This window comes from Cupriavidus sp. H18C2, from assembly GCF_049393795.1.
Lineage (GTDB): Bacteria > Pseudomonadota > Gammaproteobacteria > Burkholderiales > Burkholderiaceae > Cupriavidus > Cupriavidus pauculus_C.
In genome coordinates, this window is record NZ_CP186010.1 from 3,100,346 (window position 1) to 3,126,829 (window position 26,484).

General features: G+C 67.8%; 23 protein-coding genes. 8 read left to right on the forward strand and 15 right to left on the reverse strand.

What is annotated here, in order from left to right; translation table 11 throughout:
* The first annotated feature begins 49 nt into the window (after window positions 1-49).
* From EPAKOI_RS14060 to EPAKOI_RS14080, 5 genes are all read left to right on the forward strand, one after another.
* Window positions 50-1,315: a type II secretion system F family protein gene (locus tag EPAKOI_RS14060; protein ID WP_124683220.1), complete on the forward strand. Its 1,266-nt coding sequence runs from the start codon at window positions 50-52 to the stop codon at window positions 1,313-1,315.
* A gap of 27 nt (window positions 1,316-1,342) precedes the next feature.
* Window positions 1,343-2,236, forward strand: coding sequence for a prepilin peptidase (locus tag EPAKOI_RS14065; RefSeq protein ID WP_124683219.1), 894 nt, complete (start codon window positions 1,343-1,345; stop codon window positions 2,234-2,236).
* Window positions 2,237-2,299: 63 nt separating this feature from the next.
* On the forward strand, window positions 2,300-2,914 hold the full coding sequence (gene coaE / locus EPAKOI_RS14070; RefSeq protein WP_423192448.1) for a dephospho-CoA kinase: 615 nt from the start codon (window positions 2,300-2,302) through the stop codon (window positions 2,912-2,914).
* Between the two features lie 223 nt (window positions 2,915-3,137).
* Entirely contained in the window at window positions 3,138-3,896 is a 759-nt protein-coding gene (zapD, locus tag EPAKOI_RS14075; protein ID WP_124683217.1) for a cell division protein ZapD, read from the forward strand.
* 11 nt (window positions 3,897-3,907) lie between these two features.
* Window positions 3,908-4,096: a DNA gyrase inhibitor YacG gene (locus tag EPAKOI_RS14080; protein WP_313835350.1), complete on the forward strand. Its 189-nt coding sequence runs from the start codon at window positions 3,908-3,910 to the stop codon at window positions 4,094-4,096.
* Between the two features lie 51 nt (window positions 4,097-4,147).
* On the opposite strand, the gene EPAKOI_RS14085 is transcribed toward EPAKOI_RS14080, so the two are convergent.
* The 5 genes from EPAKOI_RS14085 to secA all read right to left on the reverse strand — a co-directional run bounded on the left by EPAKOI_RS14085 (window position 4,148) and on the right by secA (window position 11,750).
* Complete coding sequence (locus EPAKOI_RS14085) at window positions 4,148-6,178, reverse strand: OPT family oligopeptide transporter (protein WP_423192449.1); 2,031 nt, start codon at window positions 6,176-6,178, stop codon at window positions 4,148-4,150.
* Between the two features lie 75 nt (window positions 6,179-6,253).
* Window positions 6,254-6,697: an NUDIX domain-containing protein gene (locus EPAKOI_RS14090; RefSeq protein ID WP_124683214.1), complete on the reverse strand. Its 444-nt coding sequence runs from the start codon at window positions 6,695-6,697 to the stop codon at window positions 6,254-6,256.
* Window positions 6,698-6,703: 6 nt separating this feature from the next.
* Entirely contained in the window at window positions 6,704-7,594 is an 891-nt protein-coding gene (locus EPAKOI_RS14095; RefSeq protein WP_124683213.1) for an ATP-binding protein, read from the reverse strand.
* Window positions 7,595-7,632: 38 nt separating this feature from the next.
* Window positions 7,633-8,859, reverse strand: a complete 1,227-nt coding sequence (gene argJ / locus EPAKOI_RS14100; RefSeq protein ID WP_423192450.1) for a bifunctional glutamate N-acetyltransferase/amino-acid acetyltransferase ArgJ — start codon at window positions 8,857-8,859, stop codon at window positions 7,633-7,635.
* 101 nt (window positions 8,860-8,960) lie between these two features.
* The gene (gene secA / locus EPAKOI_RS14105; RefSeq protein WP_423192451.1) at window positions 8,961-11,750 is read right to left on the reverse strand and encodes a preprotein translocase subunit SecA; all 2,790 of its coding nucleotides are present in this window, start codon (window positions 11,748-11,750) and stop codon (window positions 8,961-8,963) included.
* Between the two features lie 321 nt (window positions 11,751-12,071).
* Between secA and EPAKOI_RS14110 the strand changes: the two genes are divergently transcribed.
* The 3 genes from EPAKOI_RS14110 (at window position 12,072) to EPAKOI_RS14120 (ending at window position 14,607) form a co-directional block, all read left to right on the forward strand.
* Entirely contained in the window at window positions 12,072-12,575 is a 504-nt protein-coding gene (locus EPAKOI_RS14110) for a DciA family protein (protein ID WP_124683210.1), read from the forward strand.
* Window positions 12,576-12,716: 141 nt separating this feature from the next.
* Entirely contained in the window at window positions 12,717-13,889 is a 1,173-nt protein-coding gene (locus tag EPAKOI_RS14115; protein ID WP_124683209.1) for a M20 aminoacylase family protein, read from the forward strand.
* Between the two features lie 13 nt (window positions 13,890-13,902).
* Window positions 13,903-14,607, forward strand: a complete 705-nt coding sequence (locus EPAKOI_RS14120; RefSeq protein WP_423192452.1) for a hypothetical protein — start codon at window positions 13,903-13,905, stop codon at window positions 14,605-14,607.
* 71 nt (window positions 14,608-14,678) lie between these two features.
* On the opposite strand, the gene lpxC is transcribed toward EPAKOI_RS14120, so the two are convergent.
* From lpxC to murD, 10 genes are all read right to left on the reverse strand, one after another.
* Window positions 14,679-15,596, reverse strand: a complete 918-nt coding sequence (gene lpxC, locus EPAKOI_RS14125; protein ID WP_313835356.1) for a UDP-3-O-acyl-N-acetylglucosamine deacetylase — start codon at window positions 15,594-15,596, stop codon at window positions 14,679-14,681.
* A gap of 154 nt (window positions 15,597-15,750) precedes the next feature.
* Window positions 15,751-16,257: a peroxiredoxin gene (locus EPAKOI_RS14130; protein WP_423192453.1), complete on the reverse strand. Its 507-nt coding sequence runs from the start codon at window positions 16,255-16,257 to the stop codon at window positions 15,751-15,753.
* Window positions 16,258-16,662: 405 nt separating this feature from the next.
* The gene (gene ftsZ, locus EPAKOI_RS14135; RefSeq protein WP_124683205.1) at window positions 16,663-17,853 is read right to left on the reverse strand and encodes a cell division protein FtsZ; all 1,191 of its coding nucleotides are present in this window, start codon (window positions 17,851-17,853) and stop codon (window positions 16,663-16,665) included.
* Window positions 17,854-18,050: 197 nt separating this feature from the next.
* Complete coding sequence (gene ftsA / locus EPAKOI_RS14140) at window positions 18,051-19,283, reverse strand: cell division protein FtsA (protein ID WP_061955279.1); 1,233 nt, start codon at window positions 19,281-19,283, stop codon at window positions 18,051-18,053.
* On the reverse strand, window positions 19,280-20,191 hold the full coding sequence (locus EPAKOI_RS14145) for a cell division protein FtsQ/DivIB (RefSeq protein ID WP_124683204.1): 912 nt from the start codon (window positions 20,189-20,191) through the stop codon (window positions 19,280-19,282). Before EPAKOI_RS14145 ends, ftsA begins: the two co-directional genes overlap by 4 nt.
* Window positions 20,192-20,246: 55 nt before the next feature.
* Window positions 20,247-21,230 carry a D-alanine--D-alanine ligase gene (locus EPAKOI_RS14150; RefSeq protein WP_313835358.1) on the reverse strand — a complete coding sequence of 328 codons (984 nt, stop codon included), beginning with the start codon at window positions 21,228-21,230 and terminating at the stop codon, window positions 20,247-20,249.
* Window positions 21,227-22,642: a UDP-N-acetylmuramate--L-alanine ligase gene (murC, locus tag EPAKOI_RS14155; protein WP_423192454.1), complete on the reverse strand. Its 1,416-nt coding sequence runs from the start codon at window positions 22,640-22,642 to the stop codon at window positions 21,227-21,229. Before murC ends, EPAKOI_RS14150 begins: the two co-directional genes overlap by 4 nt.
* Window positions 22,643-22,652: 10 nt before the next feature.
* Window positions 22,653-23,720 carry an undecaprenyldiphospho-muramoylpentapeptide beta-N-acetylglucosaminyltransferase gene (murG, locus tag EPAKOI_RS14160; RefSeq protein ID WP_423192455.1) on the reverse strand — a complete coding sequence of 356 codons (1,068 nt, stop codon included), beginning with the start codon at window positions 23,718-23,720 and terminating at the stop codon, window positions 22,653-22,655.
* A complete protein-coding gene (ftsW, locus tag EPAKOI_RS14165) occupies window positions 23,717-24,958 on the reverse strand; it encodes a putative lipid II flippase FtsW (protein ID WP_124683200.1) in 1,242 nt (413 codons plus the stop codon). Before ftsW ends, murG begins: the two co-directional genes overlap by 4 nt.
* Window positions 24,955-26,466: a UDP-N-acetylmuramoyl-L-alanine--D-glutamate ligase gene (gene murD / locus EPAKOI_RS14170; protein WP_423192456.1), complete on the reverse strand. Its 1,512-nt coding sequence runs from the start codon at window positions 26,464-26,466 to the stop codon at window positions 24,955-24,957. Before murD ends, ftsW begins: the two co-directional genes overlap by 4 nt.
* Between the last annotated feature and the right edge of the window lie 18 nt (window positions 26,467-26,484).

Genomic DNA, 26,484 nt, shown 5'->3' on the forward strand with positions numbered 1-26,484 from the left:
GTGCGGCGCCGCAAAACAATAGCAATAGCAAGACATCGGGGGTCATATCATGGCGACGCGCGCACCAGCGGCGGGCGCCCGGACGGCAGCGCCGTCGCGGGCCAAGACAGGGCGAAAGGCGCCCACGCAGTACATCTTCGAATGGGAAGCCAAGGACCGCAAGGGCAAGGGCTTCAAGGGCGAGCAGCGGGCCGAGAGCCAGGCCGAGGTGACCGCCACCCTGCGCAAGCAGGGGCTGACCGTCGTCAAGATGAAGAAGCGCAAGGCGGCGCGCGGCAAGAAGATCACCGAGAAGGACATCGCGTACTTCACGCGCCAGCTCTCGACGATGCTCAAGGCGGGCATTCCGCTGCTGCAGTCGATCGACATCATCGCGCGCGGCCATGCCAACCCGAATTTCACGCAGCTGCTGAACGACATCCGCTTCGACATCGAGTCCGGCAGCAGCATGGCGCAGGCGTTCCGCCGGCAACCCCGGTACTTCGACACGCTCTACTGCAACCTCATCGACGCCGGCGAACAGGGCGGTATCCTCGATGCGCTGCTGGAGCGGCTGTCGCTGTACATGGAAAAGAGCATCGCGCTGAAAAGCCAGATCAAGTCCGCGATGATCTACCCGATCGCCGTGCTGACCGTGGCGTTCGCGGTGACCGTGGTGCTGATGCTGTTCGTGATTCCGGCGTTCAAGGGCGTGTTCTCCAGCTTTGGCGCCGCCCTGCCCGCCCCGACCCAGGTGGTGATCGGCATCTCGGACTTCTTCGTCGAGTACTGGTACCTGATCGTCGGGGGGCCGATCCTGTCGATCATCGGCTACTTCCGGGCGCGCAAGACATCGGAAAAGGTGCAGCGCTGGCACGACAAGGCGCTGCTCAAGATGCCGATCTTCGGCAGCCTGTTCCGCAAGGCCGTGGTGGCCCGCTGGACCCGCACGCTGGCCACGATGTTCGCGGCCGGCACGCCGCTGGTGGAGTCGATGGAATCGGTGGCGGGCGCGGCTGGCAACTGGATTTACTACGATGCCACGCGCGAGATCGAGCAGGCCGTGCGGATCGGTACCAGCCTGACCAACGCCATGCAGGCCACGCACGTGTTCGACAACATGGTGCTGCAGATGACGCAGATCGGCGAGGAATCGGGCGCGCTGGACAACATGCTGCTGAAGGTGGCCGAGTTCTACGAGCGCGAGGTGGACGACGCCGTGGCGGCCATCTCCAGCCTGATCGAGCCGCTGATCATCGTCATCCTCGGGGTGCTGATCGGTGGCATGGTCGTGGCCATGTACCTGCCGATCTTCAAGCTGGGCCAGGTGGTCTGAGGACGGCGCAACGACAGGTGTAACGCAATGCAAGCTGCATTTGGCCCGGGTGGCGTCGCCACGCTGGCATCGCTGGCGGCCTGGCCGCCGGTCTTCCTGATCGCGGTGGCCGGCCTGCTCGGCCTGCTGGTTGGGAGTTTTCTCAACGTGGTGATCCATCGCCTGCCCCGGATGATGGATCGCGAGGAAGCCAACTACATCGCGGAGGTGCGCGGCGAGCCGCTGCCGCACCCCGACCGGTACAACCTGATGGTGCCGCGCTCGGCCTGCCCGCATTGCGGGCACAAGATCGCGGCATGGGAGAACGTGCCGGTCGTGAGCTGGCTGTTCCTGCGCGGCAAGTGCTCGGCGTGCAAGGCGCCGATCAGCGTCCGCTATCCGCTGGTGGAGGCGGTGACGGGCGTCCTCACCGCGCTGGCGGCCTGGCACTTCGGGCCGTCGGTGCAGGCGCTGGCGGCCATCGTCATGGTCTGGGCCGTGGTGGCGCTGTTCATGATCGATGCCGACACGATGCTGCTGCCGGACCAGATCACGCTGCCGCTGCTGTGGCTGGGCCTGCTGCTGAACCTGCAGGGCTACTTCGCGCCGCTGGCGGACGCCGTGATCGGCGCGGCGGCCGGCTACCTGGTGCTCTGGCTGGTCAACCTCGTCTACGCGCTGGTCCGTGGCCACGACGGCATGGGTCACGGCGACTTCAAGCTGATGGCGGCGCTGGGCGCGTGGTTTGGCTGGCAGGCGCTGCCGGCGCTGATCCTGACGTCGTCCATCGTCGGCGCCGTGATTGGCGGGCTGATGCTGCTGGTCCAGCGCAAGGGCCGGGAGACGCCGTTCCCGTACGGGCCGTACATTGCCGGCGCGGGGCTGGTCGTACTGTTCCTCGGGCGCGACCTGCTGCCGCTGGACCTGCTGGCCGGCCTGTAGCGGCCAGCCGGCGCCCGCAAAGCTGGTATCGTTGGCGCCATCCCCACCGAAGGATTTCGCTCCATGCTGGAAATCGGCCTGACCGGCGGCATCGGCTCCGGCAAGACGCGCGTCGCGGACCTGTTTGCCGCCCGCGGCGCCGCGCTGATCGATACCGACCTGCTCGCCCACGAGATCACCGCGCCCGGCGGCCTGGCCATCGCGCCGCTGGTGGAAGCCTTTGGCCCGCGCTGCCTGCGCGCCGACGGCGCGATGGACCGCGACGCCATGCGCGCGCTGGTGTTCTCGGACCCATCCGCCAAGGCCCGGCTCGAAGCCATCACCCATCCGCTGATCCGCCAGCTCACCGCGTCGCGCGCCGCCGCGATCCGGGCGGCCGGCCAGCATCCGTACCTGATCTACGTGGTGCCGCTGCTGGTGGAATCGGGCACGTGGCGCGCGCGGGTGGGCCGCGTGCTGGTGGTGGACTGCCAGGAAGAGACGCAGGTGGCGCGCGTCATGGCCCGCAACGGGTTCACGCGCGAACAGGTACAGGCCATCATGAACCGGCAGGCCACGCGCGCGGCGCGGTTGGCCGTGGCCGACGACGTGGTCGACAACGACGGCCCGCCCGAGGCCCTGGCACCGCAGGTGGCGCGGCTCGACACGCTGTACCGGTCGCTGTCGGCCAGCGCGTAGCCCGGCCACGTTTGTTACGGGCCACCTTGGGAACATTCGATTTGTCCTCGGGCGCCGACTCGCATAGAATGCGCTGAAACATGCCGGAGATGGCGCGCCAAGTGACGGCTGACGGCCTTTGCGCCGCCTCGGACCTCCCTCAAGCGTGCGCGGCGGCACCGGCTGGCCTGCGGGCGCCCTCGACTGAAACCACCGCCATTCGGCGCGCAGCACGGATACCGACTTGATCCTGTACGAATATCCTTTCAACGAACGCATCAGGACGCTCCTGCGCCTGGAAGACCTGTTCGATCGGCTGGATTATTTCCTTGGGCAGGAACATCCGCTGCAGCACCACGTTGCCATCACGACGATCTTCGAGATCATCGACGTGGCCGGCCGCGCCGACCTCAAGACTGACCTGATCAAGGAACTGGAGCGCCAGCGCCAGGCTCTGGCGCCGCTGCGGGCCAACCCGCAGATCGACCAGGACGCGCTGGTCAGCGTCATTTCCGAGATCGAACAGGGCATCGCGGCGCTGAACCAGACCGTGGGCAAGGCCGGCCAGTTGCTGACCGACAACGAGTGGCTCACCAGCATCCGCAGCCGCGCGATCATTCCGGGCGGCACCTGCGAGTTCGACCTGCCCGCCTATTTCGCGTGGCAACACCGTCCCGCCGAGGACCGCCGCGCCGATATCCTGAAGTGGGCGCGCCCGCTGGCGTCGCTGCGCATGGGCGCCACCATCGTGCTGCGCCTGCTGCGCGAGTCGGGCCAGAGCGGCAAGGTCATCGCCACGGGCGGCAGCTATCAGCAGATGCTGTCCGGCCGCAGCTACCAGTTGATGCAGGTCTACCTGGACGAGTCGCTGCTGGCCTTCATCCCGGAAATGAGCGCCAACAAGTACATGCTCTGGGTGCGCTTTACCCAGCAGGACGGCGACATGCGGCCGCGCTCCGTCGATGCGGACATCCCGTTCCTGCTCAAGCTCTGCAATTTCTGAAGTTCACCACGATGCCAGCCGTCGTCAAATGTCCCACCTGCGGCAAGGATGTTGCCTGGGTGCCGGAAAACAAGTTCCGCCCGTTCTGCTCCGATCGCTGCAAGCAGATCGACCTGGGCGCATGGGCGTCCGAAAAATACGTGATCGGCGGCAAGCCCGGCGATTCGTCGCCCGAGCTGCCCGAGGATCCGGACGACTGACCGCCGGGCCGCCCTGGCCGGCCGCCACCTGCGTGGCAGCCGGCGCGACGCTCAGCGCGCCACCATCACCCGCCGCCAGAACCCCGCGCAGACCAGCACGAACGCCGCCAGCCCGAGCCACTGCGCCGTGACGGCAAACCCTTCGCCCACCAGCGCCAGCGGGGCTTCCTTGCCGGACAGCCCGATCATGGCCGCCAGCGCCACGCCCACCAGGCTCTCGCCGACGATCAGCCCCGACGCCAGCAGCGTGCCGCGCCGCTCGGCGTGCGCCAGCGCGGCCTGCACATCGTCGCCGCGCGCCTCTGCCCGGCGCCGCTGCGCGCGGTTCAGCGCCCAGGCCAGCACCGCGCCCACCACCAGCGCCGAACTGATCGTCGGCGGCAGGTAGATGCCGATGCCCACGGCCAGCACGGGCAGCCGCGCCGTGCCGCCGCGCCGCCGCAGCATTTCGTCGATGGCGATCAGCACCACGCCCAGCCCCACCCCGATCAGGATCATCGTCCAGTTGAGCTGATGCGTGAAAATGCCGGTGGCGATGGCCGTCATCAGCGTGGCCTGCGGCGCGGCCAGCGCGGCGTTCGGGTCCATGTCCGCCCGCGGCAGCGCGCCCGCGAAGCCGTACGCGTGGTACAGCAGCTCCAGCACGGGCGGGATCACGGCGGCCCCCACGGCGCAGCCGATCAACAGCGCCACCTGCTGGCGCCACGGCGTGGCACCCACCAGCCAGCCGGTCTTCAGGTCCTGCAGGTTGTCGTTCGAGATCGACGCCACGGCCACCACGGCCGAGGTGGTGAAGATGGCCAGCGCAATCGCGAACTTGCCGCCCTCGGGCGTGTCCAGCAGCCCGTCCAGCGTGCCCAGGCCCAGGATCAGCAGCGACACCAGGATGACCGCGATGATGCCGATGCCCGAGATCGGGCTGGCCGACGAGCCGACCAGGCCGGCCATGTAGCCGCAGGCCGCCGCCACCAGGAATCCGAACACGAACGCGAACAGCACCGCGCAGGCCACCAGCTTCCACATCGCGGCGCGGTCCAGCGGCGCGGGGGCAAGGAAGTAGCCGAACGTGACGGCCAGCACCGCCAGCAGCACCAGCGTCACGATGCCGATCCACACCGCCGGCATGTCGCGCTGCGTGCGCGGCACCTGCCCGCCGTTGGCCGCCGCGCCGCCGCGCAGCGCGCCCATCGACGCGCGCACGCCCTCCACCATCGGCTTGAACAGCGTGCCGAGCGTCCAGATCGCCGCGATGCCGATCGTCCCGGCGCCGATAAAGCGCGCCTGCGTGCTCCAGATCGACGTGCCAAAGCTCTGCAGCGTGGCGCCGGCCGGCATCGGCGTGATGGCCGTCAGCCACGGCACCGCCACGCCCCACGTCAGCACCAGCCCCAGCAGCATCGCCGGCCCGCCGACGATGCCGACCAGGTAGCCGGCACCCACCAGCGCCAGCGAGAACCCCATCGACAGCCGGACGACCGACGCGCCCGCCGCCAGCCACGCATTGGCGCCCTCGGCCAGCACGCGCAACCCGCCCGCCGCAAAGCTGAACAGCCCCGCCGCCACGCCGCCGGCCATCAGGTCCGCCAGCCCGGTGCCCTGCTGCCGGCCGCCCGCGGCCTGGCTGGCGCTGCCCACGCGCAGGATTTCAGCGGCGGCCACGCCTTCGGGATACGGCAGGTCGCTCTGCACCACCATGGCGAGGCGCAGCGGGATGCTGAAGATCACGCCCAGCATGCCGCCGGCCGCGCAGATGGCCAGCGTCTGCCAGAACGGAAAGCCCTGCCAGTGGCCCAGCATGACCAGCCCGGGCAGGATGAAGATGATTGAAGACAGCGTGCCCGCGGCCGAAGCCTGCGTCTGCACCATGTTGTTTTCAAGGATGTTGGCGTGCGGAAACAGCCGCAGCACGGCCATCGATATCACGGCGGCCGGGATGGCCGACGAGAACGTCAGCCCCACCTTCAGGCCCAGGTAGATGTTGGACGCGGTGAACACCACGGTGATCAGCGCACCGAGGATGATGCCGCGCAGTGTCAGTTCGGGCAGCGAGACCGCGTCATCGATACGATCGACACGTTGCATGAAGCCTCCTGATTCGTCTTGTGGATGGTTAACGAAAATGCCCGGCTTGTGGCCGGGCATGAATTATCTGCGTAGTCAGCGGTGGCGGGACTCTTCCGCCAGCCAGTCGACCACCGGGATGGTGGCCGGCAGTAACGGCCCAACGTCCACGGGCACGGCCTGCCAGGCAAACGCCTGCCCCTCCCGGCCAACCGGCTCGCCGCGCCAGTCGGTGATCTTGCAGAAATACAGCCGCACATAGGCGTGCGGATAATCGTGTTCCAGGGTGTGCCAGCGCTCGCTGCGCACGATGTCGAGCCCCAGTTCCTCGTGCAACTCGCGCGCCAGCGCGGCCTCCACGGTCTCGCCGGGTTCCAGCTTGCCGCCCGGGAATTCCCAGTAGCCTTCGTACGGCTTGCCGGCCGGCCGCTGCGCCAGCAGGAAGCGGCCGTCGGGCTGGATCATCACGCCCACGGCCACCTCGGTGACCTTGCGCGTCTGCCCGTCGGGCGTCGTCACGGTTTCGGCGTGTCCCGTCATGCCCGCTTACGCCTTGTCCGCCACGAACGGCTTGCCGTGCTTGCCACCCCAGTCGCGCGCAAACTGCCACGCCACGCGCCCCGAGCGCGAGCCGCGCTCCAGCGCCCAGACCAGCGCGTCGCCACGGGCCGCCTCGATGTCGGCCGGCGTGCAGCCAAAGTGCGACAGCCAGTGGCCGACGATGGCCAGGTACTCGTCCTGCTTCGGGGGATAGAACGACAGCCAGAGCCCGAACCGCTCGGACAGCGAGATTTTCTCCTCCACAACCTCGCCCGGATGGATCTCGCCATCGGCCGTGTGCTGGTAGGTCTCGTTGTCCTTCATGTATTCGGGCAACAGGTGGCGGCGGTTCGACGTGGCGTAGATCAGCACGTTGTCCGACTGCGCGGCCACCGAGCCGTCCAGCGCCGACTTCAGCGACTTGTAGCCCGACTCGCCCTCCTCGAACGACAGGTCGTCGCAGAAGATCACAAAACGCTCGGGACGCGACGCCAGCTTCTCGACGATGTCGCCCAGGTCGCCCAGGTCGTCCTTGTCCACCTCCACCAGCCGCAGGCCGTGCTGCACGTACTCGTTCAGGCACGCCTTGATCAGCGACGACTTGCCGGTGCCGCGCGCGCCGGTCAGCAGCACGTTGTTGGCCGGCAGGCGGTTCACGAACTGGCGCGTGTTGGCCACGATGGCGTCTTTCTGGCGGTCGATGTTCTTGAGGTCGTCCAGATGGATCGGCGGCAGCTGGCGGATGGCCTGCAGGTAGCCGATGTTGCCGAACAGGCTCTGCCGCTTGCGCCAGCGAAACGCCACCGCCTCCTGCCAGTCCGCATCGGTCAGTTCGGGCGGCAGCCATTGTTCAAGGCGGGCGAGGAAGCCATCGAGGCGGGCGGCGAGGTCAGACATGGGGCGCTTCTTCCAGGGCGAAAACGAAAAGGGTCGGCTTAGGAACGGTAGTCGGCGTTGATCGACACGTAGTCGCGGGACAGGTCGCAGGTCCACACCGTGGCCTCGGCCTGACCGCGGCCCAGCGCGATGCGCACCGTGATCTCGGCCTGCTTCATCACGCGCTGGCCGTCTTCCTCGCGGTACTCGGGGTTGCGGCCGCCGTTGCGGGCCACCAGCACGTCGTCGAGCCAGAGGTTCACGCCGGCCACATCCAGGTCATCCACGCCGGCATAGCCCACGGCGGCCAGGATACGGCCCAGGTTGGGGTCCGACGCGTAGAACGCGGTCTTGACCAGCGGCGAATGGGCCACGGCATAGGCGATCTGGCGGCACTCGGCCACGTCCTTGCCGCCTTCCACGCGGATCGTCATCAGCTTGGTGGCGCCCTCGCCGTCGCGCACGATCATCTGGGCCAGTTCCTGGGCCAGCGACGTCACGGCGTCGCGCAGCGCCTGGAAAGCCGGGCCGTCGGTGCGGTCCACGGTCACGCCGGCCTGGCCGGACGCGATCAGCACGAACGAGTCATTGGTCGACGTATCGCCGTCAATGGTGATGCTGTTGAACGAGTGGTCGGCCGCGTGCGTCACCAGCTGCTGCAGCACCGGCTGCGGCACGGCTGCGTCCATGGCGATGAAGCCCAGCATCGTCGCCATGTTCGGGCGGATCATGCCGGCGCCCTTGCTGATGCCGGACATCGTCACGGTCTTGCCGTCGATCTGGACCGTGCGCGACGCCGCCTTGGGCTGCGTGTCGGTGGTCATGATCGCCTCGGCGGCGGCCAGCCAGTTGTCGGTGCGCAGGTTGGCGATGGCCGGCGTCAGCGCGGCGGTCAGGCGGTCCAGCGGCAGTTGTTCCAGGATCACGCCGGTCGAGAACGGCAGCACCTGGTTCGCGCCAATCGCGAACAGGCTGGCCACGGCGTTGCACGTGGCGCGCGCGGCGGCCAGGCCCGGCTCGCCGGTACCGGCGTTGGCGTTGCCCGTATTGACCACCAGCGCGCGGATGCCGGCGCCCGCGGCCAGATGCTCGCGGCACACCTGCACCGGCGCGGCGCAGAAGCGGTTGCGCGTGAACACGCCCGCGACCGTGCTGCCTTCGGTCAGCTTCACCACCAGCACGTCCTTGCGATTGGCCTTGCGGATGCCGCCCTCGGCCCAGCCGAGCTCGACACCAGCGACGGATTTCAGGTTCTCTGCCAGCGGCAGGGGCAAGTTCACGGGCATGTGCGTTTCCTCAAAATCTTCGATGCTTCTGACGAACATGCCCGCTTGAGCACGGACTCAAGCGGGCATGTCTCTCTATCACTGCGGGGCGTGCGGCGGGCTCAGCTCAGCTTGCCGTGGCACTGCTTGAACTTCTTGCCCGATCCGCACGGGCAGGGGTCGTTGCGGCCCACCTTCGGCATGCCGGCCAGCGCGACGTCGCCACCCATGGCCGCCATGGCCGCCGCCGAGGCACCGCTGCGCACCGGCGACTGTTCCACCGGCTCGCGGCCTTCGGCGAATTCGTCGTGCTTGTACTGGACGTTCTCCAGGTGCGACAGGCCTTCCTCGATCTCCTCGGACGCCTGCTCCAGTTGCTCCGGCGACTGGATCATCACGTTGAACACCACGCGCGTGACCTCGCTCTTGATCACGTCCAGCAGGCGGGCGAACAGTTCGAACGACTCGCGCTTGTATTCCTGCTTCGGGTCCTTCTGGGCGTAGCCGCGCAGGTGGATGCCCTGGCGCAGGTGGTCCAGCGCGGCCAGGTGCTCGCGCCAGTGCGTGTCGATGCTCTGCAGCATGACCGAGCGCTCGAAGCCGGCGAACGACTCGCGGCCCACCTGGGCCACCTTGGCGTCGTACCTGTCGCGCGCGGCGCCCAGCACCAGGTTCAGCAGTTCGTCGTCCTCGATGCTCTGCGCGCCCTCGATGGTCTTGGCCAGCGGCACGTCCAGGTTCCAGTCCTCGCGCAGGCGCTGTTCCAGTCCGGCGATGTCCCACTGCTCTTCCATCGTCTCGGCCGGCACATGGTCGCGGAACAGCTCGATCAGCACGCTCTCGCGCAGGTTGGCCACCATGTCGCCCACGTCCCGCGCTTCCAGCACGTCGTTGCGCAGCTTGTAGATTTCCTTGCGCTGGTCGTTGGCAACGTCGTCGTACTGCAGCAGTTGCTTGCGGATGTCGAAGTTGCGGCCTTCCACCTTGCGCTGCGCCGATTCGATAGAGCGCGTGACGATGCCGGCCTCGATCGGCTCGCCCTCGGGCATCTTCAGCCGCTCCATGATCGCGCGGACGCGGTCGCCGGCGAAGATCCGCAGCAACTGGTCGTCCAGCGACAGGTAGAAGCGCGACGAACCGGGGTCGCCCTGGCGGCCGGCACGGCCACGCAGCTGGTTGTCGATCCGGCGCGACTCATGGCGCTCGGTGCCGACGATGTGCAGGCCGCCCGACGCCTTGACCTGCTCGTGCAGCGACTGCCATTCGCCCTTGAGCTGTTCGATCTTCGACGCCTTCTCGGCGTCGGACAGGCTCGCGTCGGCCTCGATGAAGCCGGCCTGCTTCTCGACGTTGCCGCCCAGCACGATGTCGGTACCGCGGCCGGCCATGTTGGTCGCGATCGTGATCATCTTGGGCCGCCCGGCCTGCGCCACGATCTCGGCCTCGCGCTCGTGCTGCTTGGCGTTCAGCACCTGGTGCGGCAGCTTTTCCTTGTTCAGCAGGTCCGACAGGTACTCGGAGGTCTCGATCGACGTCGTGCCCACCAGCACCGGCTGGCCGCGCTCGTAGCAGTCGCGGATGTCGCGCACCACGGCGTCGTAGCGTTCCTTGGACGTCTTGTAGATCTGGTCCTGGAAATCCTTGCGCTGGGCCTGGCGGTTGGTCGGGATGACGACCACTTCGAGGCCGTAGATTTCCTGGAACTCGTACGCCTCGGTATCGGCCGTGCCGGTCATGCCGGCCAGCTTCTCGTACATCCGGAAGTAGTTCTGGAACGTGATCGTCGCCAGCGTCTGGTTTTCCTGCTGGATCGACACGCCTTCCTTGGCTTCCACGGCCTGGTGCAGGCCGTCGGACCAGCGGCGGCCCGTCATCAGGCGGCCCGTGAATTCGTCGACGATGACCACCTCGTCGTTCTGCACCACGTAGTGCTGGTCGCGGTGGAACAGGCTGTGCGCGCGCAGCGCGGCGTACAGGTGGTGCATCAGCGTGATGTTCTGCGGCGCGTAGAGCGACTCGCCCTCGCCGATCAGGCCCTGGGCGGCCAGGATCTGCTCGGCCTTCTCGTGGCCGGCTTCGGTCAGGTAGACCTGGTGGCCCTTCTCGTCCACGTAGTAGTCGCCGGGCTTCTCCACGCCGGTGCCGTCGGCCTTTTCCTCGCCGACCTGGCGCTCCAGCAGCTTCGGAATGCCGTTCATGCGCTGGTAGAGGTCGGTCTGGTTCTCGGCCTGGCCCGAGATGATCAGCGGCGTGCGCGCCTCGTCGATCAGGATCGAGTCCACCTCGTCGACGATCGCGTAGTGCAGCGGGCGCTGCACGCGCTGCGACGGGTCGTAGACCATGTTGTCGCGCAGGTAGTCGAAGCCGAACTCGTTGTTGGTGCCGTACGTGATGTCCGCGTTGTAGGCCACCTGCTTCTGGTCATGCGGCATCTGCGACAGGTTCACGCCCACCGACAGGCCCAGGAAGTTGTAGAGGCGCCCCATCCACTCGGCGTCGCGCTGGGCCAGGTAGTCGTTGACGGTCACCACGTGCACGCCCTTGCCCGTCAGCGCATTCAGGTACACGGCCAGCGTGGCGGTCAGGGTCTTGCCCTCGCCGGTGCGCATTTCGGCAATCTTGTTGTCGTTCAGCACCATGCCGCCGATCATCTGCACGTCGAAGTGGCGCATCTTCATGACGCGCTTGCTGGCCTCGCGGCAGACCGCGAACGCCTCGGGCAGCAGGGAATCGAGCGACTCGCCGCCGGCATGGCGCTGGCGGAACGTCTCCGTCATGCCGCGCAGTTCGTCGTCCGAAAGCGCCTCGTACTTCGGCTCGAGCGCGTTGATTTGCGCGACCGTGCGGCGATATTGTTTGATCAGCCGTTCGTTGCGGCTGCCGAAGACTTTCTTGAGAAGGCCCGTGATCATCGAGTGCTTTCACCTGCCCCGCAGTCCGGCGTACGTCCGGCCAGATCCGCGCGGGCAATGGGTAGATTGGCGCAAAACGCCGAGTTTATCATGTGCCGAAGTCCTGACCGGGCCTGTGGCAGGCGCAGATTCTGCACGGACCGACAGCCGGGCGCGAACGCGTCGGCGACCCGTCCAGCAGGTTGGGACTGGCGCGGCCACCGCAATGTTCCGGCGGGCCGGCACGGCGCCCTCTCAGTGGCACATCGCGCACACGCGGCCGGGCGGGCGGCCGCGCATTTCGGCCCGTGTCCGGCCGGGATTGCGCGATAGAATGCGCGCATGCGCATGTTCACCCACCACGCCCTCCAGACGCCCAATGCCAAGCCGCTGAACGACTGGCTGGCCAAGTCCGGGCCTGTGTCGTCCCTGATGCGGACGGCGCGGGAACTGGCGTCGCTGGAAGCGGAGGTCTTTGCGCTGCTGCCGCCCGCCTTGCGCGGCGGCATCGCGGTGGCCGGCGTCAAGACCGACAACCGCGGGCCGCAGGCCGAGCAGACGCTGCTGTTGCTGGCAGCCCACGGTGCGGCCGCCGCGCGGGTCCGGCAGGTGGTGCCCACCCTGCTCGCCCGGCTGCAGCAACGCGGCTCGCAGGTGACGGCGATCCGGGTGCGCGTGCAGCCCGAGGTGGGCCGCGCGGACTGGGACACCGGGCCGGTCGAGCGCAAGCCGCGCACGCAGAATCTGCCGCCGGCCGGCCTGCAAAGCATGGACGCGCTCGCGCGCGACCTCGACGACTCGCCGCTCAAGGACGCCGTCCGCGCGTTGCTGGCGCGCCACCGCTGAACCCGCCTCCCCCCGCTGATCCTTCCCTCTCGCCCGTCGTCGGCCAAACCATGACGCCGGGCAATTTGATGCGTCTTCCCGGCCCATAGAATGGATTCGGTCGTGCTCACGGCCCTTTGCACCGATCAAAGGAGAAGCGCCATGTACCAACGCATGCTGAATGCCATCGCCGAGACCGAGGACAAGTTCGTCCAGATCCGGCACGAGATCCACCAGCACCCGGAAATCGGGTTCGAGGAAACCCGCACCAGCGACCTGGTGGCCCGGCTGCTCGAAGGCTGGGGCTACGACGTGCACCGCGGCCTGGCCAAGACCGGGGTGGTGGGCACCCTGAAGGTCGGCAGCGGCGGCAAGCGGCTGGGCATCCGCGCCGACATGGACGCGCTGCCGATCATGGAGGCCAGCCACAAGGCATGGAGCAGCACGGTGCCCGGCAAATTCCACGGCTGCGGCCACGACGGCCACACCGCCATCCTGCTCTGCGCCGCCGAGTACCTGGCCAGGACGCGCAATTTCGACGGCACGCTGAACCTGATCTTCCAGCCGGCCGAGGAATTGCTGTACGGCGGCAAGGTCATGGTCAACGACGGCCTGTTCGAGCGGTTCCCGTGCGATGCGATCTTCGCCATGCACAACATGCCCGGCTTCAAGGAGTGCGAGTTCTACTTCCGGCCGGGCGCGTTCATGGCGTCGTCGGACACGCTGCACATCGAAATCCAGGGCGTCGGCGGCCACGGCGCGATCCCCGAGAAGGCAATCGATGCCACGCTGGTTGCGTGCCATATCGGCACGGCGCTGCAGAGCATTGTTTCGCGCAATGTCTCGCCGTTCGAGGCGGCGGTAATCACCATCGGCAGCATCCAGTCGGGCGAGGCGCCCAACATCATCAACAGCAAGGCGCTGATGAAACTCAGTGTCCGCTCGCTGCATCCCGACGTCCGGACGCTGCTGCTCAAGCGGATTGGCGAAGTTGCGCAACTGCAGGCGCAGAGCTTCGGCGCCACCGCCGAGGTCACGCACGTCAACGGCAGCCCGGTACTGGTCAACGGCGGCGAGGCCACCGAGTTCGCGGCCCAGGTGGCGCGCGAGCTGTTCGGCGCCGACAAGGTGCACACCGACGCCCCGCAACTGCCCGGCAGCGAGGACTTCGCCTTCATGCTGGAAGCCCACCCCAACGGCAGCTACATGATCATCGGCAGCGGCGACCAGCCCGGCTACTGCATGGTCCACAACCCCGGCTACGACTTCAACGACAAGTGCCTGGTGCCAGCCGCCGCCTACTGGTGCGCGCTCACCGAGCGCTACCTGAAGTGACCGGCGCCCGGCGATGAAACCTCAGGACCTTGCGCTGGCCGCGCTGCTCTGCCTGGTGCTGGTGCCGTTCGCGGTGTTCCCCGACTGGCTGGCGGCCTACAAGACCGTCAATGCGGAGCACGGCATGGTGATGGCGTTCTTCAAGTTCGGTTTCCTGGCCACGCTGGGCGAGGTCATCGGGCAGCGCATACGGACCGGCCACTATCCGGCGCGGGACTTCGGCATCGTGCCCAGGATCGTCGTCTGGGGGATTCTTGGCCTGTTCATCAGCATGGCGTTCAAGGTCTTCGCCGTCGGCGCGCCCTACTTTGCGGAGTACCTGGGCCTGGACGGGGTGGTCGCGGCCATGGCCGGCGAGTTCACGGCGCTGAAACTGGCCGGCGCGCTGGTCATCAGCACGCTGATGAACCTGACGTTCTCGCCGGTGATGATGACCGCGCACAAGGTCACCGACATGCATATCGCCCGCCATCGGGGCGGCCTGCGGGCGCTGTGCCGGCCGATCGCCGTTGCGGACCACCTCAAGGCGCTCGACTGGCAGACCCAGTGGGGCTTCGTCATCAAGAAGACCATCCCGCTGTTCTGGATTCCGGCCCACACCCTGACGTTCCTGCTGCCGCCCGACTCCCAGATCCTGTTTGCCGCGCTGCTCGGCGTCGCCCTGGGGATCGTACTGGCCGTAGCCGGCCCCAAGCCGCCGGTGCCCGTGGCCGCGTAAGTCATGCCCCAAACAAAAACCCCCGCTCTTGCGAACGGGGGTTTTGATCTGGCGCAGGCGCCAGGGGCAGATCAGGCGAAGGCCGGCTGGGCCTGCGGCAGGAAGGCCACCGGCGCTTCCTCGACCTTGTCGAAGGTCACGATCTCGTAGGCTTCCTGGTCGGCCAGCAGCGCGCGCAGGAGCTGGTTGTTCAGGCCGTGGCCCGACTTGTTGGCGATGTACGCGCCAATCAGCGGATGGCCAACCACGTACAGGTCACCGATCGCGTCGAGGATCTTGTGGCGCACGAACTCGTCGCCGTAGCGCAGTTCCTCGTTGTTCAGCATGCGGTGCTCGTCGAGCACGATCGCGTTGTCCAGGCTGCCGCCGCGGGCCAGGCCCATCTCGCGCAGCGCCTCCACCTCGTGGGCAAAGCCGAACGTGCGGGCACGGGCAATCTCGCGGACGTAGCTGGTATCGGCAAAGTCGATCGAGAACGTCTGGCCGGTCTTGTCGACGGCCGGATGCCGGAAATCGATCGTGAACGCCAGCTTGAAGCCGAAGAACGGCTCCAGCCGCGCCAGTTTGTCGCCCTCGCGCACTTCCACGGCTTTCTTGACGCGGATGAACCGCTTGGCGGCCGGCTGTTCCTCGATCCCGGCCGACTGCAGCAGGAACACGAACGATGCCGCGCTGCCATCCATGATCGGGATTTCCTCGGCGTCGACGTCCACATAGAGGTTGTCGATGCCCAGGCCGGCGCAGGCCGACATCAGATGCTCGACCGTCGACACGCGCGCGCCGTTCTTCTGCAGGACCGAGGCGAGCCGCGTGTCGCCAATGGCGCTGGCGGCCACCGGAATCTCCACCGGCTCGGGCAGGTCGACGCGCGTGAACACGATGCCGGCATCGGCGGGGGCCGGCCTCAGCGACAGCGTCACCTTGCGACCCGAGTGCAAACCGATGCCGACCGTCTTCACCACGGATTTGATAGTGCGCTGTTTGAGCATGACGGCCTCAACTATTATTAAAAGCTATTAGGCAAAATTTCCAATAACGCGATGCTACCACCAGTCAGTGTATTGCGCTGCACCACTTTGTGTCCGGGTGTTATGCAATGTTAATGAAAAGCCTAATAAATCACTTTTCCTGACACGGTTCGTGTCAGCCACGCAACGCCTGAAGCACGGCTTCGGCGCTGCTGACCTTGAACTCGCCCGGCGCCTCGACCGACAGGTGGGTCACCACGCCGTCGTCGATCACCATCGCGTAGCGCTTGGCGCGCACGCCAAGGCCGCGCTGGCTCAGGTCCTGGTCCAGGCCCAGCGCGCGCGCCCATTCGCCGGCGCCATCGGCCATCATGCGGACCTTGCCGCCGGCATTCTGCTCGCGGCCCCAGGCGCCCATCACGAATGCGTCGTTGACCGAGTGGCACCACACTTCGTCCACGCCGGCGGCGCGCAGGTCATCGTTCAACTGGACGAAACCGGGCACATGCTTGGCCGAGCAGGTCGGCGTAAACGCGCCGGGCAGCCCGAACACCACGATCTTCTTGCCCTTGACCAGTTGGGCCACCGGAAACGCATTGGGACCGAGCGCGCAGCCGCCGGTCTCGGTCTCGAAGAACTCGTACAACGTGGCGTCGGGGACGCGCTGGCCAACGGCGATCATGGGAATTGTCCTTCAGGGGGGAGAAACCTGCCTGCATCATAGACCGAATGCCGTCGCGGAATGGGGTCGCGACAGGCCGTGCGGCCATGCGTGTGCAGCGGGCATACCTTGTACGGTCGAAACGCCGCGCGGCGCGTTACGGGAACGCGCCGCGCGGGCGGAGACATCCCGCCGCCGGGAGGGCGGGAAACCAGTCCGGGGAGGCGGCCGATGGCCTGCCTGCCCGGCAACGGGATGCGACGGACGACATGCGGCATGGCGCGGCGGCTATTCGCCGTGCGCGCTGACGGGCGACGTCAGTCCAGGCTATCGCCGGGCGGATAGGGAGCGCCCAGGCGATGCGTGACGGACTTCGGACAACCTGCCAGGCGCACGGCCGCAGCCGCCGCCCCGCCGGAGCCCAACTCAGTCTGCCTGCTTGCGCAGGAAGGCCGGGATGTCGTACGTGTCCACGCCCTTTTCCTGCAGCGCCGCGACGTGGGCCGATGCCGACTCACGCGAGCTGCGCCACACCGCCGGGGTGTCCAGGTTGCTGTAGTCAGGCGAGGCATGTGCCGGCGCGGCGGTCAGGCCGGCCATCATCTGCACCGGGATGTTGTCCGTGCCGGTCTTCAGCAGCGTCATCGGCTGCTGCTTCTTGGCCGAACGGCCCAGGCCCGTCGCCACCACGGTCACGCGCAGCGCGTCGCCCATCGAGTCGTCGTACACCGTACCGAAGATCACGGTCGCGTCTTCCGCGGCGTAGCTGCGGATCGTGTTCATGACTTCCTTGGTTTCCGACAGCTTCAGCGAGCGGCTGGCCGTGATGTTGACCAGCACGCCGCGCGCGCCGGACAGGTCCACGCCTTCCAGCAGCGGGCTCGCCACGGCCTGCTCGGCGGCCAGGCGGGCGCGGTCCACGCCGGACACGGTCGCCGTGCCCATCATGGCCTTGCCCTGCTCGCCCATCACCGTCTTCACGTCCTCGAAGTCGACGTTCACCAGACCGTCGACATTGATGATCTCGGCGATGCCGGCCACGGCGTTGTGCAGCACGTCGTCGGCGCACTGGAAGCACTTGTCCATCTCGGCGTCGTCGCCCATCACCTCGAACAGCTTCTCGTTGAGCACAACGATCAGCGAGTCCACCGACGCTTCCAGCTCGCCCGAGCCATGTTCGGCCACCTTGGCGCGGCGTGCGCCTTCGAAGTCGAACGGCTTGCTGACCACGCCCACGGTCAGGATGCCCATTTCCTTGGCCACCTGCGCCACGATCGGCGCGGCACCGGTACCGGTACCGCCGCCCATGCCGGCAGTGATGAAGACCATGTGGGCGCCGCGCAGCGCGTCGGCAATCTGCTCGCGCGCCGATTCGGCGCAGTTGCGGCCCACTTCGGGCTTGGCACCGGCGCCCAGGCCGGTGTTGCCGAGCTGCAGGACGCGCGACGCCGTGGAACGCTTGAGCGCCTGGGCATCGGTATTCATGCAGATGAATTCCACGCCCTGCACACCACGGCTGATCATGTGCTGCACGGCATTGCCGCCCGCGCCGCCCACGCCCACCACCTTGATGATGGTGCCGTCCTGAATCTCCGTTTCGATCATGTCAAAGTCCATCACTGCCTCCGAGAAAAATCAGTCCCCAAACGCTGCGGCCTCCCCGCCGCAACCCTTGGTTCCTGAACAAGAAACCATCAAAGAACTACTCGCCAATACTGCTGAAAAACTGCCTGATCCTGCTCAACGTGTCACGCGCCGATCCGCTGACTGCAACAGGCACGTTGCACTTAAGAATTTCCTGACACGCTTGCGGCTCAGAAGTTGCCAACAAACCATTCCTTCATGCGTGTCCACACCTGCTTGACCTGTCCGCTCTGCACCGCCACCTTGCGGCCGCGCATCCGCTGCACGCAGCCTTCCTGCAGCAGGCCCATCACGGTGGAATAGCGCGGGCTCTTCACCACCTCGTGCAGGTTGCCGCGATACTCGGGCACGCCCACGCGCACCGGCTTCAGGAAGATGTCCTCGCCCAGCTCGACCATGCCCGGCATCATCGCCGTGCCGCCCGTGATCACCACGCCCGACGACAGCAGCTCCTCGTAGCCGGATTCGCGCACCACCTGGTGCACCAGCGAGTACAGCTCCTCGATGCGCGGCTCGATCACGGCGGCCAGCGCCTGGCGGCTCAGCGTGCGCGTGCCGCGGTCGCCCACGCCGGGCACCTCGATCATGTCTTCCGGGTCGGCAATCGCCTGCTTGGCAATGCCGTACTGCATCTTGATGTCCTCGGCGTCGGGCGTCGGGGTGCGCAGCGCCATGGCAATGTCGTTGGTGATCTGGTCGCCGGCGATGGGGATCACGGCCGTGTGGCGGATCGCGCCTTCGCTGAAGATGGCGATGTCGGTGGTGCCGCCGCCAATGTCCACCAGCACCACGCCCAGTTCCTTCTCGTCCTCGGTCAGCACGGCCAGGCTCGACGCCAGCGGCTGCAGGATCAGGTCGTGCACCTCCAGCCCGCAGCGGCGCACGCACTTGACGATGTTCTGCGCCGCGCTGACCGCGCCGGTCACGATGTGCACCTTCACCTCCAGCCGGATGCCGCTCATGCCGATGGGCTCGCGCACGTCTTCCTGGCCGTCGATGATGAATTCCTGCGTCAGGATGTGCAGGATCTGCTGGTCGGTCGGGATGTTGACCGCCTTGGCCGTCTCGATCACGCGGGCCACGTCCGTCTGCGTGACCTCCTTGTCCTTGATCGCCACCATGCCGCTGGAGTTGAAGCTGCGGATATGGCTGCCGGCGATGCCCGTGAACACCTCGGCGATCTTGCAGTCGGCCATCAGCTCGGCCTCCTCCAGCGCGCGCTGGATGGACTGCACGGTGGCCTCGATGTTGACCACGACCCCCTTCTTCAAACCCTTGGACTCTGACTGGCCCATCCCGATGACCTCGTAGCTGCCGTCGGGGCGCAGTTCCGCCACCACGGCCGCCACCTTCGAGGTGCCGATGTCGAGACCGACCAGAAGGTCCTTGTATTCCTTGCTCATCGAGTTTTCTCCGCGTTCTTACTCTTGAGTCGCGTCGGATTGTTGTTGGAGTGGCCGGCCGAAGCCGCCTGGGCGGCACCCGTTGCCGCCGCCTTCGTTGCTTCCTTGGCCGCCGCCTTGGCCGCGGCCTTCGCCTGGTCCTCGGTCAGGAAACGCACGTTCGCCGTGCGGATCGCAAAACCGTTGGGGTAGCGCAGGTCGGCGTATTCGATCTGCTTGCCCCACTGCTGCGTCAGCTGCGGCCACGACGCCACGAAGCGCTTGACCCGCGCCTCCATGGCACCGCGGTCCTCGTCGTTCTGCTCGCGGCCGAATTCGATCACCATCCCGTTCGACAGCCGTGCCCGCCACGCATAGCGGCCGGACAGCGCCACCGCCAGCGGCTCGGCCTGGATCGGCCTGAACCACTCGCGCATCGTTTCCAGCTTGGCGACCACGTCTTCCTCGCTGTCCGGCGGGCCGTCCAGCGCCAGCAACTGGGCGTCTTCCTCGGCCTCGGCCGTGTTGGCGACGAACACCTCGCCATAGGTGTTGATCAGCCGCCCGCTGTCCGTGCCGCCCCAGGTGCCCAGCGCCTCGTGCTCTTCCACCTGCACGGCCAGCCCGTTCGGCCATTCGCGCCGCACGCTGGCATGGCGCACCCATGGCACCGATTCGAACGCCTGGCGCGCGGCGTTCAGGTCGAGCGTGAAGAAATTGCCCGACAGCTTGTTCAGCGCGTTGGCCCGCACGCTCGGCGCGTTCACGTGGCGCAGCTGGCTGCCGTCCGTGGAAGTCAGCTCCACGTGCGTGATGGCGAAAACGGGCCGCTGCGCCAGCCACAGCAGGCCGGCGCCAAGCGCCATGAGCGCCACCAGCGCATAGAGCGCTGAGGCGATCAGGTTGAGCAGGCGCGCGTTGTGCCACATGGTCGTAGGTCGGGCGGTCAGCCGGTTCGGGTCGCGTTGAGGCGGGTTGGTCGGATTACTCGGGTTTCCAGTGCTCGTTCGGATGCAGGTCCAGCGTCGCGGCGGCCAGCACCTGCATCACGAAATCCTCGTAGCTGATGCCCTGCGCGCGCGCCGCCATTGGCACGAGCGAATGGCCGGTCATGCCGGGCGAGGTGTTCATTTCGAGCAGGTACGGCTTGCCGGCGCGCGTCAGCATCACGTCGGCGCGGGCCCAGCCTCGGCAACCCAGCACGCGGAACGCCTCCACGGCCAGCGCGCGGACTTCACGCTCCAGCGCGTCGGGCAGCGTCGAGGGGCACAGGTATTGGGTATCGTCAGTAAAGTACTTATTTTGATAGTCGTAGTTCGACTCGGGCGCCACAATCTTGATGACAGGCAGCGCCTCGGCCGTGGCGCCCTCGCCCACCACGGGGCAGGTCAGCTCGTCGCCGTCGATGAATTCCTCGGCAATCACGTCCGCGTCCAGCCCGGCGGCGCGCGCGAACGCGTCGCGCATCTGGCCGGCCTCGGTCACCTTGGTCAGGCCGATCGACGACCCCTCGCGCGCCGGCTTGACGATCAGCGGCAGGCCCAGGTCACGCACCACGGCGTCGAAATCGGTATCCGCATGCAGCATGGCAAAGCGCGGCGTGGCCAGCCCGTGCGTCATCCAGAGCCGCTTGGTGGCCTGCTTGTCCATGGCCATGGCCGATGCCAGCACGCCGCTGCCCGTGTAGGGCAGGCCAAGCTGCTCCAGCAGGCCCTGCATCGTGCCGTCCTCGCCGTAGCGGCCGTGCAGCGCGATGAACACGCGGTCGAACCTTGCCGCGGCCAGCTCCGCCACGGACTGCAGCGCCGGGTCGAAGCCGTGCGCGTCCACGCCGCGCGCCTTCAGCGCCGCCAGCACGCCGTTGCCAGACATCAGCGAGATCTCGCGCTCGGCCGACTTGCCGCCCAGCAGCACGCCAACCTTGCCCAGCGACTTCGGATCGATATTGGGATGGGCGACGAAGCTCATTGCTGGCCTCCTGCCTGGTGCGACACCAGTTGTCCCGGGACGGCGCCGATCGTGCCGGCACCCATCGTCACGACCACATCGCCAGGCCGCACGGCATTCATGATCGACTGGGGCATGTCCTCGATCTGCTCCACGAAAACGGGTTCCACCTTGTTGGCCACGCGCAGCGCGCGGGTCAGCGCGCGGCCGTCGGCGGCCACGATCGGCGCCTCGCCGGCCGCGTAGACCTCGGCCAGCAGCAGCGCGTCCACGGTGCCCAGCACCTTCACGAAATCCTCGAAACAGTCGCGCGTCCGCGTGAAGCGGTGCGGCTGGAACGCCAGCACCAGCCGGCGGTCCGGAAACGCGCCGCGCGCGGCGGCCAGCGTCGCGGCCATCTCCACCGGGTGGTGGCCGTAGTCGTCCACCAGCGTGAAGGTGCCGGCGCCGTCGGGCGTGGCCACCTCGCCGTAGCGCTGGAAGCGGCGGCCCACGCCGTGGAATTCGCGCAGCGCTTTGACGATGGCGGCGTCCGGCACTTCCAGCTCGGTCGCGATGGCAATGGCGGCCAGCGCGTTCTGCACGTTGTGCAGGCCGGGCAGGTTCAGCACCACGTCCAGCGGCGGCTCGGCGTGGCCGTTCAACTGGCGCAGCACCGTGAAATGCATCTGGCCGTCCACGGCACGCGCATCGATCGCGCGGATCTGGGCGTCCTCGGCAAAGCCGTAGCGCACCACGGGCTTGGAGACGAACGGCATGATCTCGCGCACGTTCGGATCATCGACGCACAGCACGGCAATGCCGTAGAACGGCAGGCGCTGGGTGAACTCCACGAACGCCTGCTTGAGCCGGGCGAAGTCGTGCCCGTAGGTGTCCATGTGGTCGGCGTCGATGTTGGTGATGACCTCCATCACCGGGAACAGGTTCAGGAACGACGCGTCCGACTCGTCGGCCTCGGCCACGATGAAGTCGCCGGTGCCCAGCCGGGCGTTGGCGCCAGCCGAATTCAGCCGGCCGCCGATCACGAAGGTCGGGTCCAGCCCGCCCTCGGCCAGCACCGACGCCACCAGGCTGGTCGTGGTGGTCTTGCCGTGCGTGCCGGCAATGGCGACGCCCTGCTTGAGCCGCATCAGTTCGGCCAGCATCACGGCGCGCGGCACCACGGGGATGCGGCGCGCGCGGGCGGCCAGCACCTCGGGGTTGTCGTTGGTCACCGCGGTGGACACCACCACGGCATTGGCACCGTCCACGTTGGCCGCGTCATGGCCGTGGCAGACGCGGGCGCCCAGCGAGGCCAGCCGCCGCGTGGCGGCGTTGCTGCCCATGTCGGAGCCCGAGACCTTGTAGCCCAGGTTCAGCAGGACCTCGGCGATGCCGCTCATGCCGGCCCCGCCGATGCCTACGAAGTGGATGTTCTTGACGATATGCTTCATTGAATTCGATTTACCTTGCCATCTGGCGGCAGATTTCGGCCACGCGCCGCGTGGCGTCCGGCTTCGCCAGGTGACGCGCAGCGCGCGCCATGTCCTTCAGTTGCCCGCGGTCCAGGCTGGCCAGCGTCTGCGCCAGGCCCTCCGCGTTCAACGCATGTTGTTGCACCAGCAACGCCGCGCCCTGCTTCGACAGGAACTGGGCGTTGGTGGTCTGATGGTCGTCCACCGCGTGCGGGAACGGCACGAACAGCGCGGCCACCCCGGCGGCCGCCACCTCGGATACCGTCATCGCGCCCGCGCGGCAGATGACCAGGTCGGCGTCGGCATAGGCCGCCGCCATGTCGTCGATGAATGGCACGGTCTCGCCGGCCACGCCCGCTGCCGCGTAGTTCGCGCGAAGCTGGTCGATCTGCTTTGCCCCGGCCTGGTGCGTCACCACCGGCCGGCTGGCCTCGGGCAGCAGCGCCAGCGCCTTCGGCACGACGTCGTTCAGCGCGGCGGCGCCCAGGCTGCCGCCCACCACGAGAATCCGCAGCGGCCCGGTCCGGCCGTCGTAGCGCGACGCCGGATCGGCAATCGACGCCAGCTCGGCCCGCACCGGGTTGCCGGTCCACTCGCTGTCCGGCAGCGCATCGGGGAACGCGCACAGCACGCGGTCCGCCACCCTGGCCAGCACCTTGTTGGTCAGGCCGGCGATGGAGTTCTGCTCGTGCAGCACCAGCGGCCGGCCCAGCAGCGACGCCATCATCCCGGCCGGGAACGTGATGTAGCCGCCCATGCCCAGCACCACGTCCGGCTTGACCCGGCGCAGCGCGCCCAGGCTCTGCCAGAAGGCGCGCAGCAGGTTCAGCGGCAGCAGGAACTTGGTCAGCAGGCCCTTGCCGCGCAGCCCGCCGAACTGGACGAATTCCATCGGAATGTCGTGCTTGGGCACCAGCGTGGCTTCCATGCCCGTGCGGTTGCCAAGCCAGACCACGCGCCAGCCCTCGTCGCGCAGCGCGTGCGCGACGGCCAGCCCCGGGAACACGTGGCCCCCGGTGCCGCCCGCCATGACGAGGAGGGTGCGGGCGTCGGTCATACCTTGCCTCCGCGCATCAGCACCCGGTTCTCGTAGTCGATCCGCAGCACGATCGCCAGCGCCACGCAGTTCATCAGGATGCCCGAGCCGCCGTAGCTCACCAGCGGCAGCGTCAGCCCCTTGGTCGGCAGCAGGCCCAGGTTCACGCCCATGTTGATGAAGGTCTGCCAGCCGATCCAGACGCCCATGCCCTTGGCCACCAGCCCGGCGAACGTGCGGTCGAGCTGCAGCGCCGTGCGGCCGATGTTGAAGCAGCGGCGCACCAGCCAGTAGAACAGCACGATCATGACCAGCACGCCGACGAAGCCGAATTCCTCGCCGATCACGGCCAGGATGAAGTCGGTATGCGCCTCGGGCAGGTAGTGCAGCTTCTCGATGCTGCCGCCCAGGCCCACGCCGGTCCATTCGCCGCGCCCGAACGCGATCAGCGAGTGCGTGAGCTGGTACGCCTTGCCCAGCGCGTTGCTTTCTTCCCACGGGTTCAGGTAGGCGAAGATCCGCTCGCGGCGCCACGGCGACGCCGTGATCAGCAGCCCGAACGCCCCCACCGCCACGCCCACCAGCCCCGCGAACAGCTTGCCGTTGATGCCGCCCAGGAACAGGATGCCCATCGCCACGGCCGCGATCACCAGGAACGCGCCCATGTCCGGCTCCAGCAGCAGCAGCATGCCCACCACCACCACGGCCACGCCCATCGGCAGGAAGCCCTTGGAGACGGTCTGCATCCATTCCTGCTTGCGCACCGTGTAGTTGGCCGCGTACAGCACCACGGCCAGCTTCATCAGCTCCGACGGCTGGAAGTTCATGATGCCCAGCGGAATCCAGCGCCGCGCGCCGTTCACGCCCTTGCCCACGAACGGCACCAGCACCAGCACCAGCAGCACCAGCGCGACGATGAACAGCTTGGGTGCGTACTTGTCCCAGACCTTCACCGGGATCTGGAACGCCACCAGCCCCATCGACAGCCCGATGAACAGCGCGAACGCGTGGCGCACCAGGAAGTGGGCCTCGCGGTAGTTGGCGTAGCGCGGGGAGTCCGGCAGCGCGATCGACGCCGAGTAGACCATCACCAGGCCGAACGTCAGCAGCACGATCGCCACCCACAGCAGCGGCTGGTCGTACTCCATCATCCGCGAGCGCGTGGGCTTGACGCCCGACACCGCGTCGCGCAGGCCACCCCAGGCGCTGCCGATGGTGGCGCCGATGAATCCGCTGCGCTTGACCTGCGTGTCGCTCATGGCATGATCCCCCGGGACAGGGCCAGTTCTTCCACCGCGCCGCGGAACACCTGCGCGCGGTGGACGTAGTTGCGGAACATGTCCAGGCTGGCGCACGCCGGCGACAGCAGGACCACGTCGCCGCCCTCGGCCAGCCGCGCGGCGGCCTCGACGGCGGCTTCCAGCGAGTCGGCGTCAACGATCTGCGTGCCGGTGTCGGCCAGCGCCGCGCGGATCTCGCCGGCGTCCTTGCCGATCAGCACCACGGCGCGCGCGTACTGGGCCACGGGCGCGGCCAGCGGCGAGAAGTCCTGGCCCTTGCCCTCGCCCCCGGCGATCAGCACCACGCGCTTGTCCAGCCCGTTCAGCGCCGCCACCGTGGCGCCGACGTTGGTGCCCTTGCTGTCGTCGAAGTACTCGACGTCGTCGATCGTCGCCACCCATTCCACGCGGTGCGGCTCGCCGCGATACTCGCGCAGGCCGTGCAGCAGCGCGTTCAGCGGCAGGTCGATCGCCCGGCACAGCGCCAGCGCCGCCATGGCGTTGGTGGCGTTGTGCATGCCGCGGATGTGCAGCGCATCGGCCGGCATCAGCCGCTTGTGGCGCACCGGCAGGGCGGCCTCGGGCGTGTCGTCCTTCTTGCGGCGGCGCGGCTTCTGGTCGGCTTCGGCCTCGTGGTCGGGCTCGGCCAGGATCAGCCACGGCATGCCGCCGTCGCGAAGCACGCCGTAGCTGCCCACCGTCTCGGGCAGGTCCGTGCCGAAGGTGACCAGCGCGGTGCCCGGGCGGGCCATGTCCATCGTCAGGCGGTCCTGGCGGTTCAGCACCTGCACGCAGCCCTTGCCGGCCGGGCCGAAGATGCGCGCCTTGGCGGCCGCGTAGGCCTCCATCGAGCCGTGCCAGTCCAGGTGATCCTGTGTGAGGTTCAGCACAGTCGCCGCGTGCGGCGCCAACGAGAATGTGTAGGCCAGCTGGAAGCTCGACAGTTCGAGCACCCAGACATCGGGCAGCGTGGCGCTGGCAATGCATGCCGAGAGCTTGTCCAGCGCCGACGGGCTGATGTTGCCGGCCACGCCCACGGTCCTGCCCGCCCGCTCGATCAGGCGGCCGGTCAGCGCGGTGGTGGTGGTCTTGCCGTTGGTGCCGGTGATCGCCAGCACCTTCGGCGCGTAGCCGGACGTGGCTTCCAGGTAGCCCAGTGCCTGCGCGAACAGTTCGATCTCTCCCCAGACCGGAATGCCGCGCGCCTGGGCGGCGTCCAGCAGCGCCTGCGTGGCGGGATCGAGCGGCGACAGGCCCGGGCTGATCGCCACCAGGCCGATGCCGTCGAGCAGGGCATCCGCGAACGGGCCGCCGACGAACTGGGCCGACGGCAGTTCGGCCTGCAGGAAGGCCAGGTTGGCGGGCGCCTCGCGGGTGTCGGCCACGCGCACGCGGCAGCCGTTCAGGCCGCACCAGCGTGCCATGGCCAGCCCCGATTCGCCGAGGCCAAGTACCAGCACATGAGGTTTCTGCAACACGCCGAACACTTCGATTTCCTGCCTTTT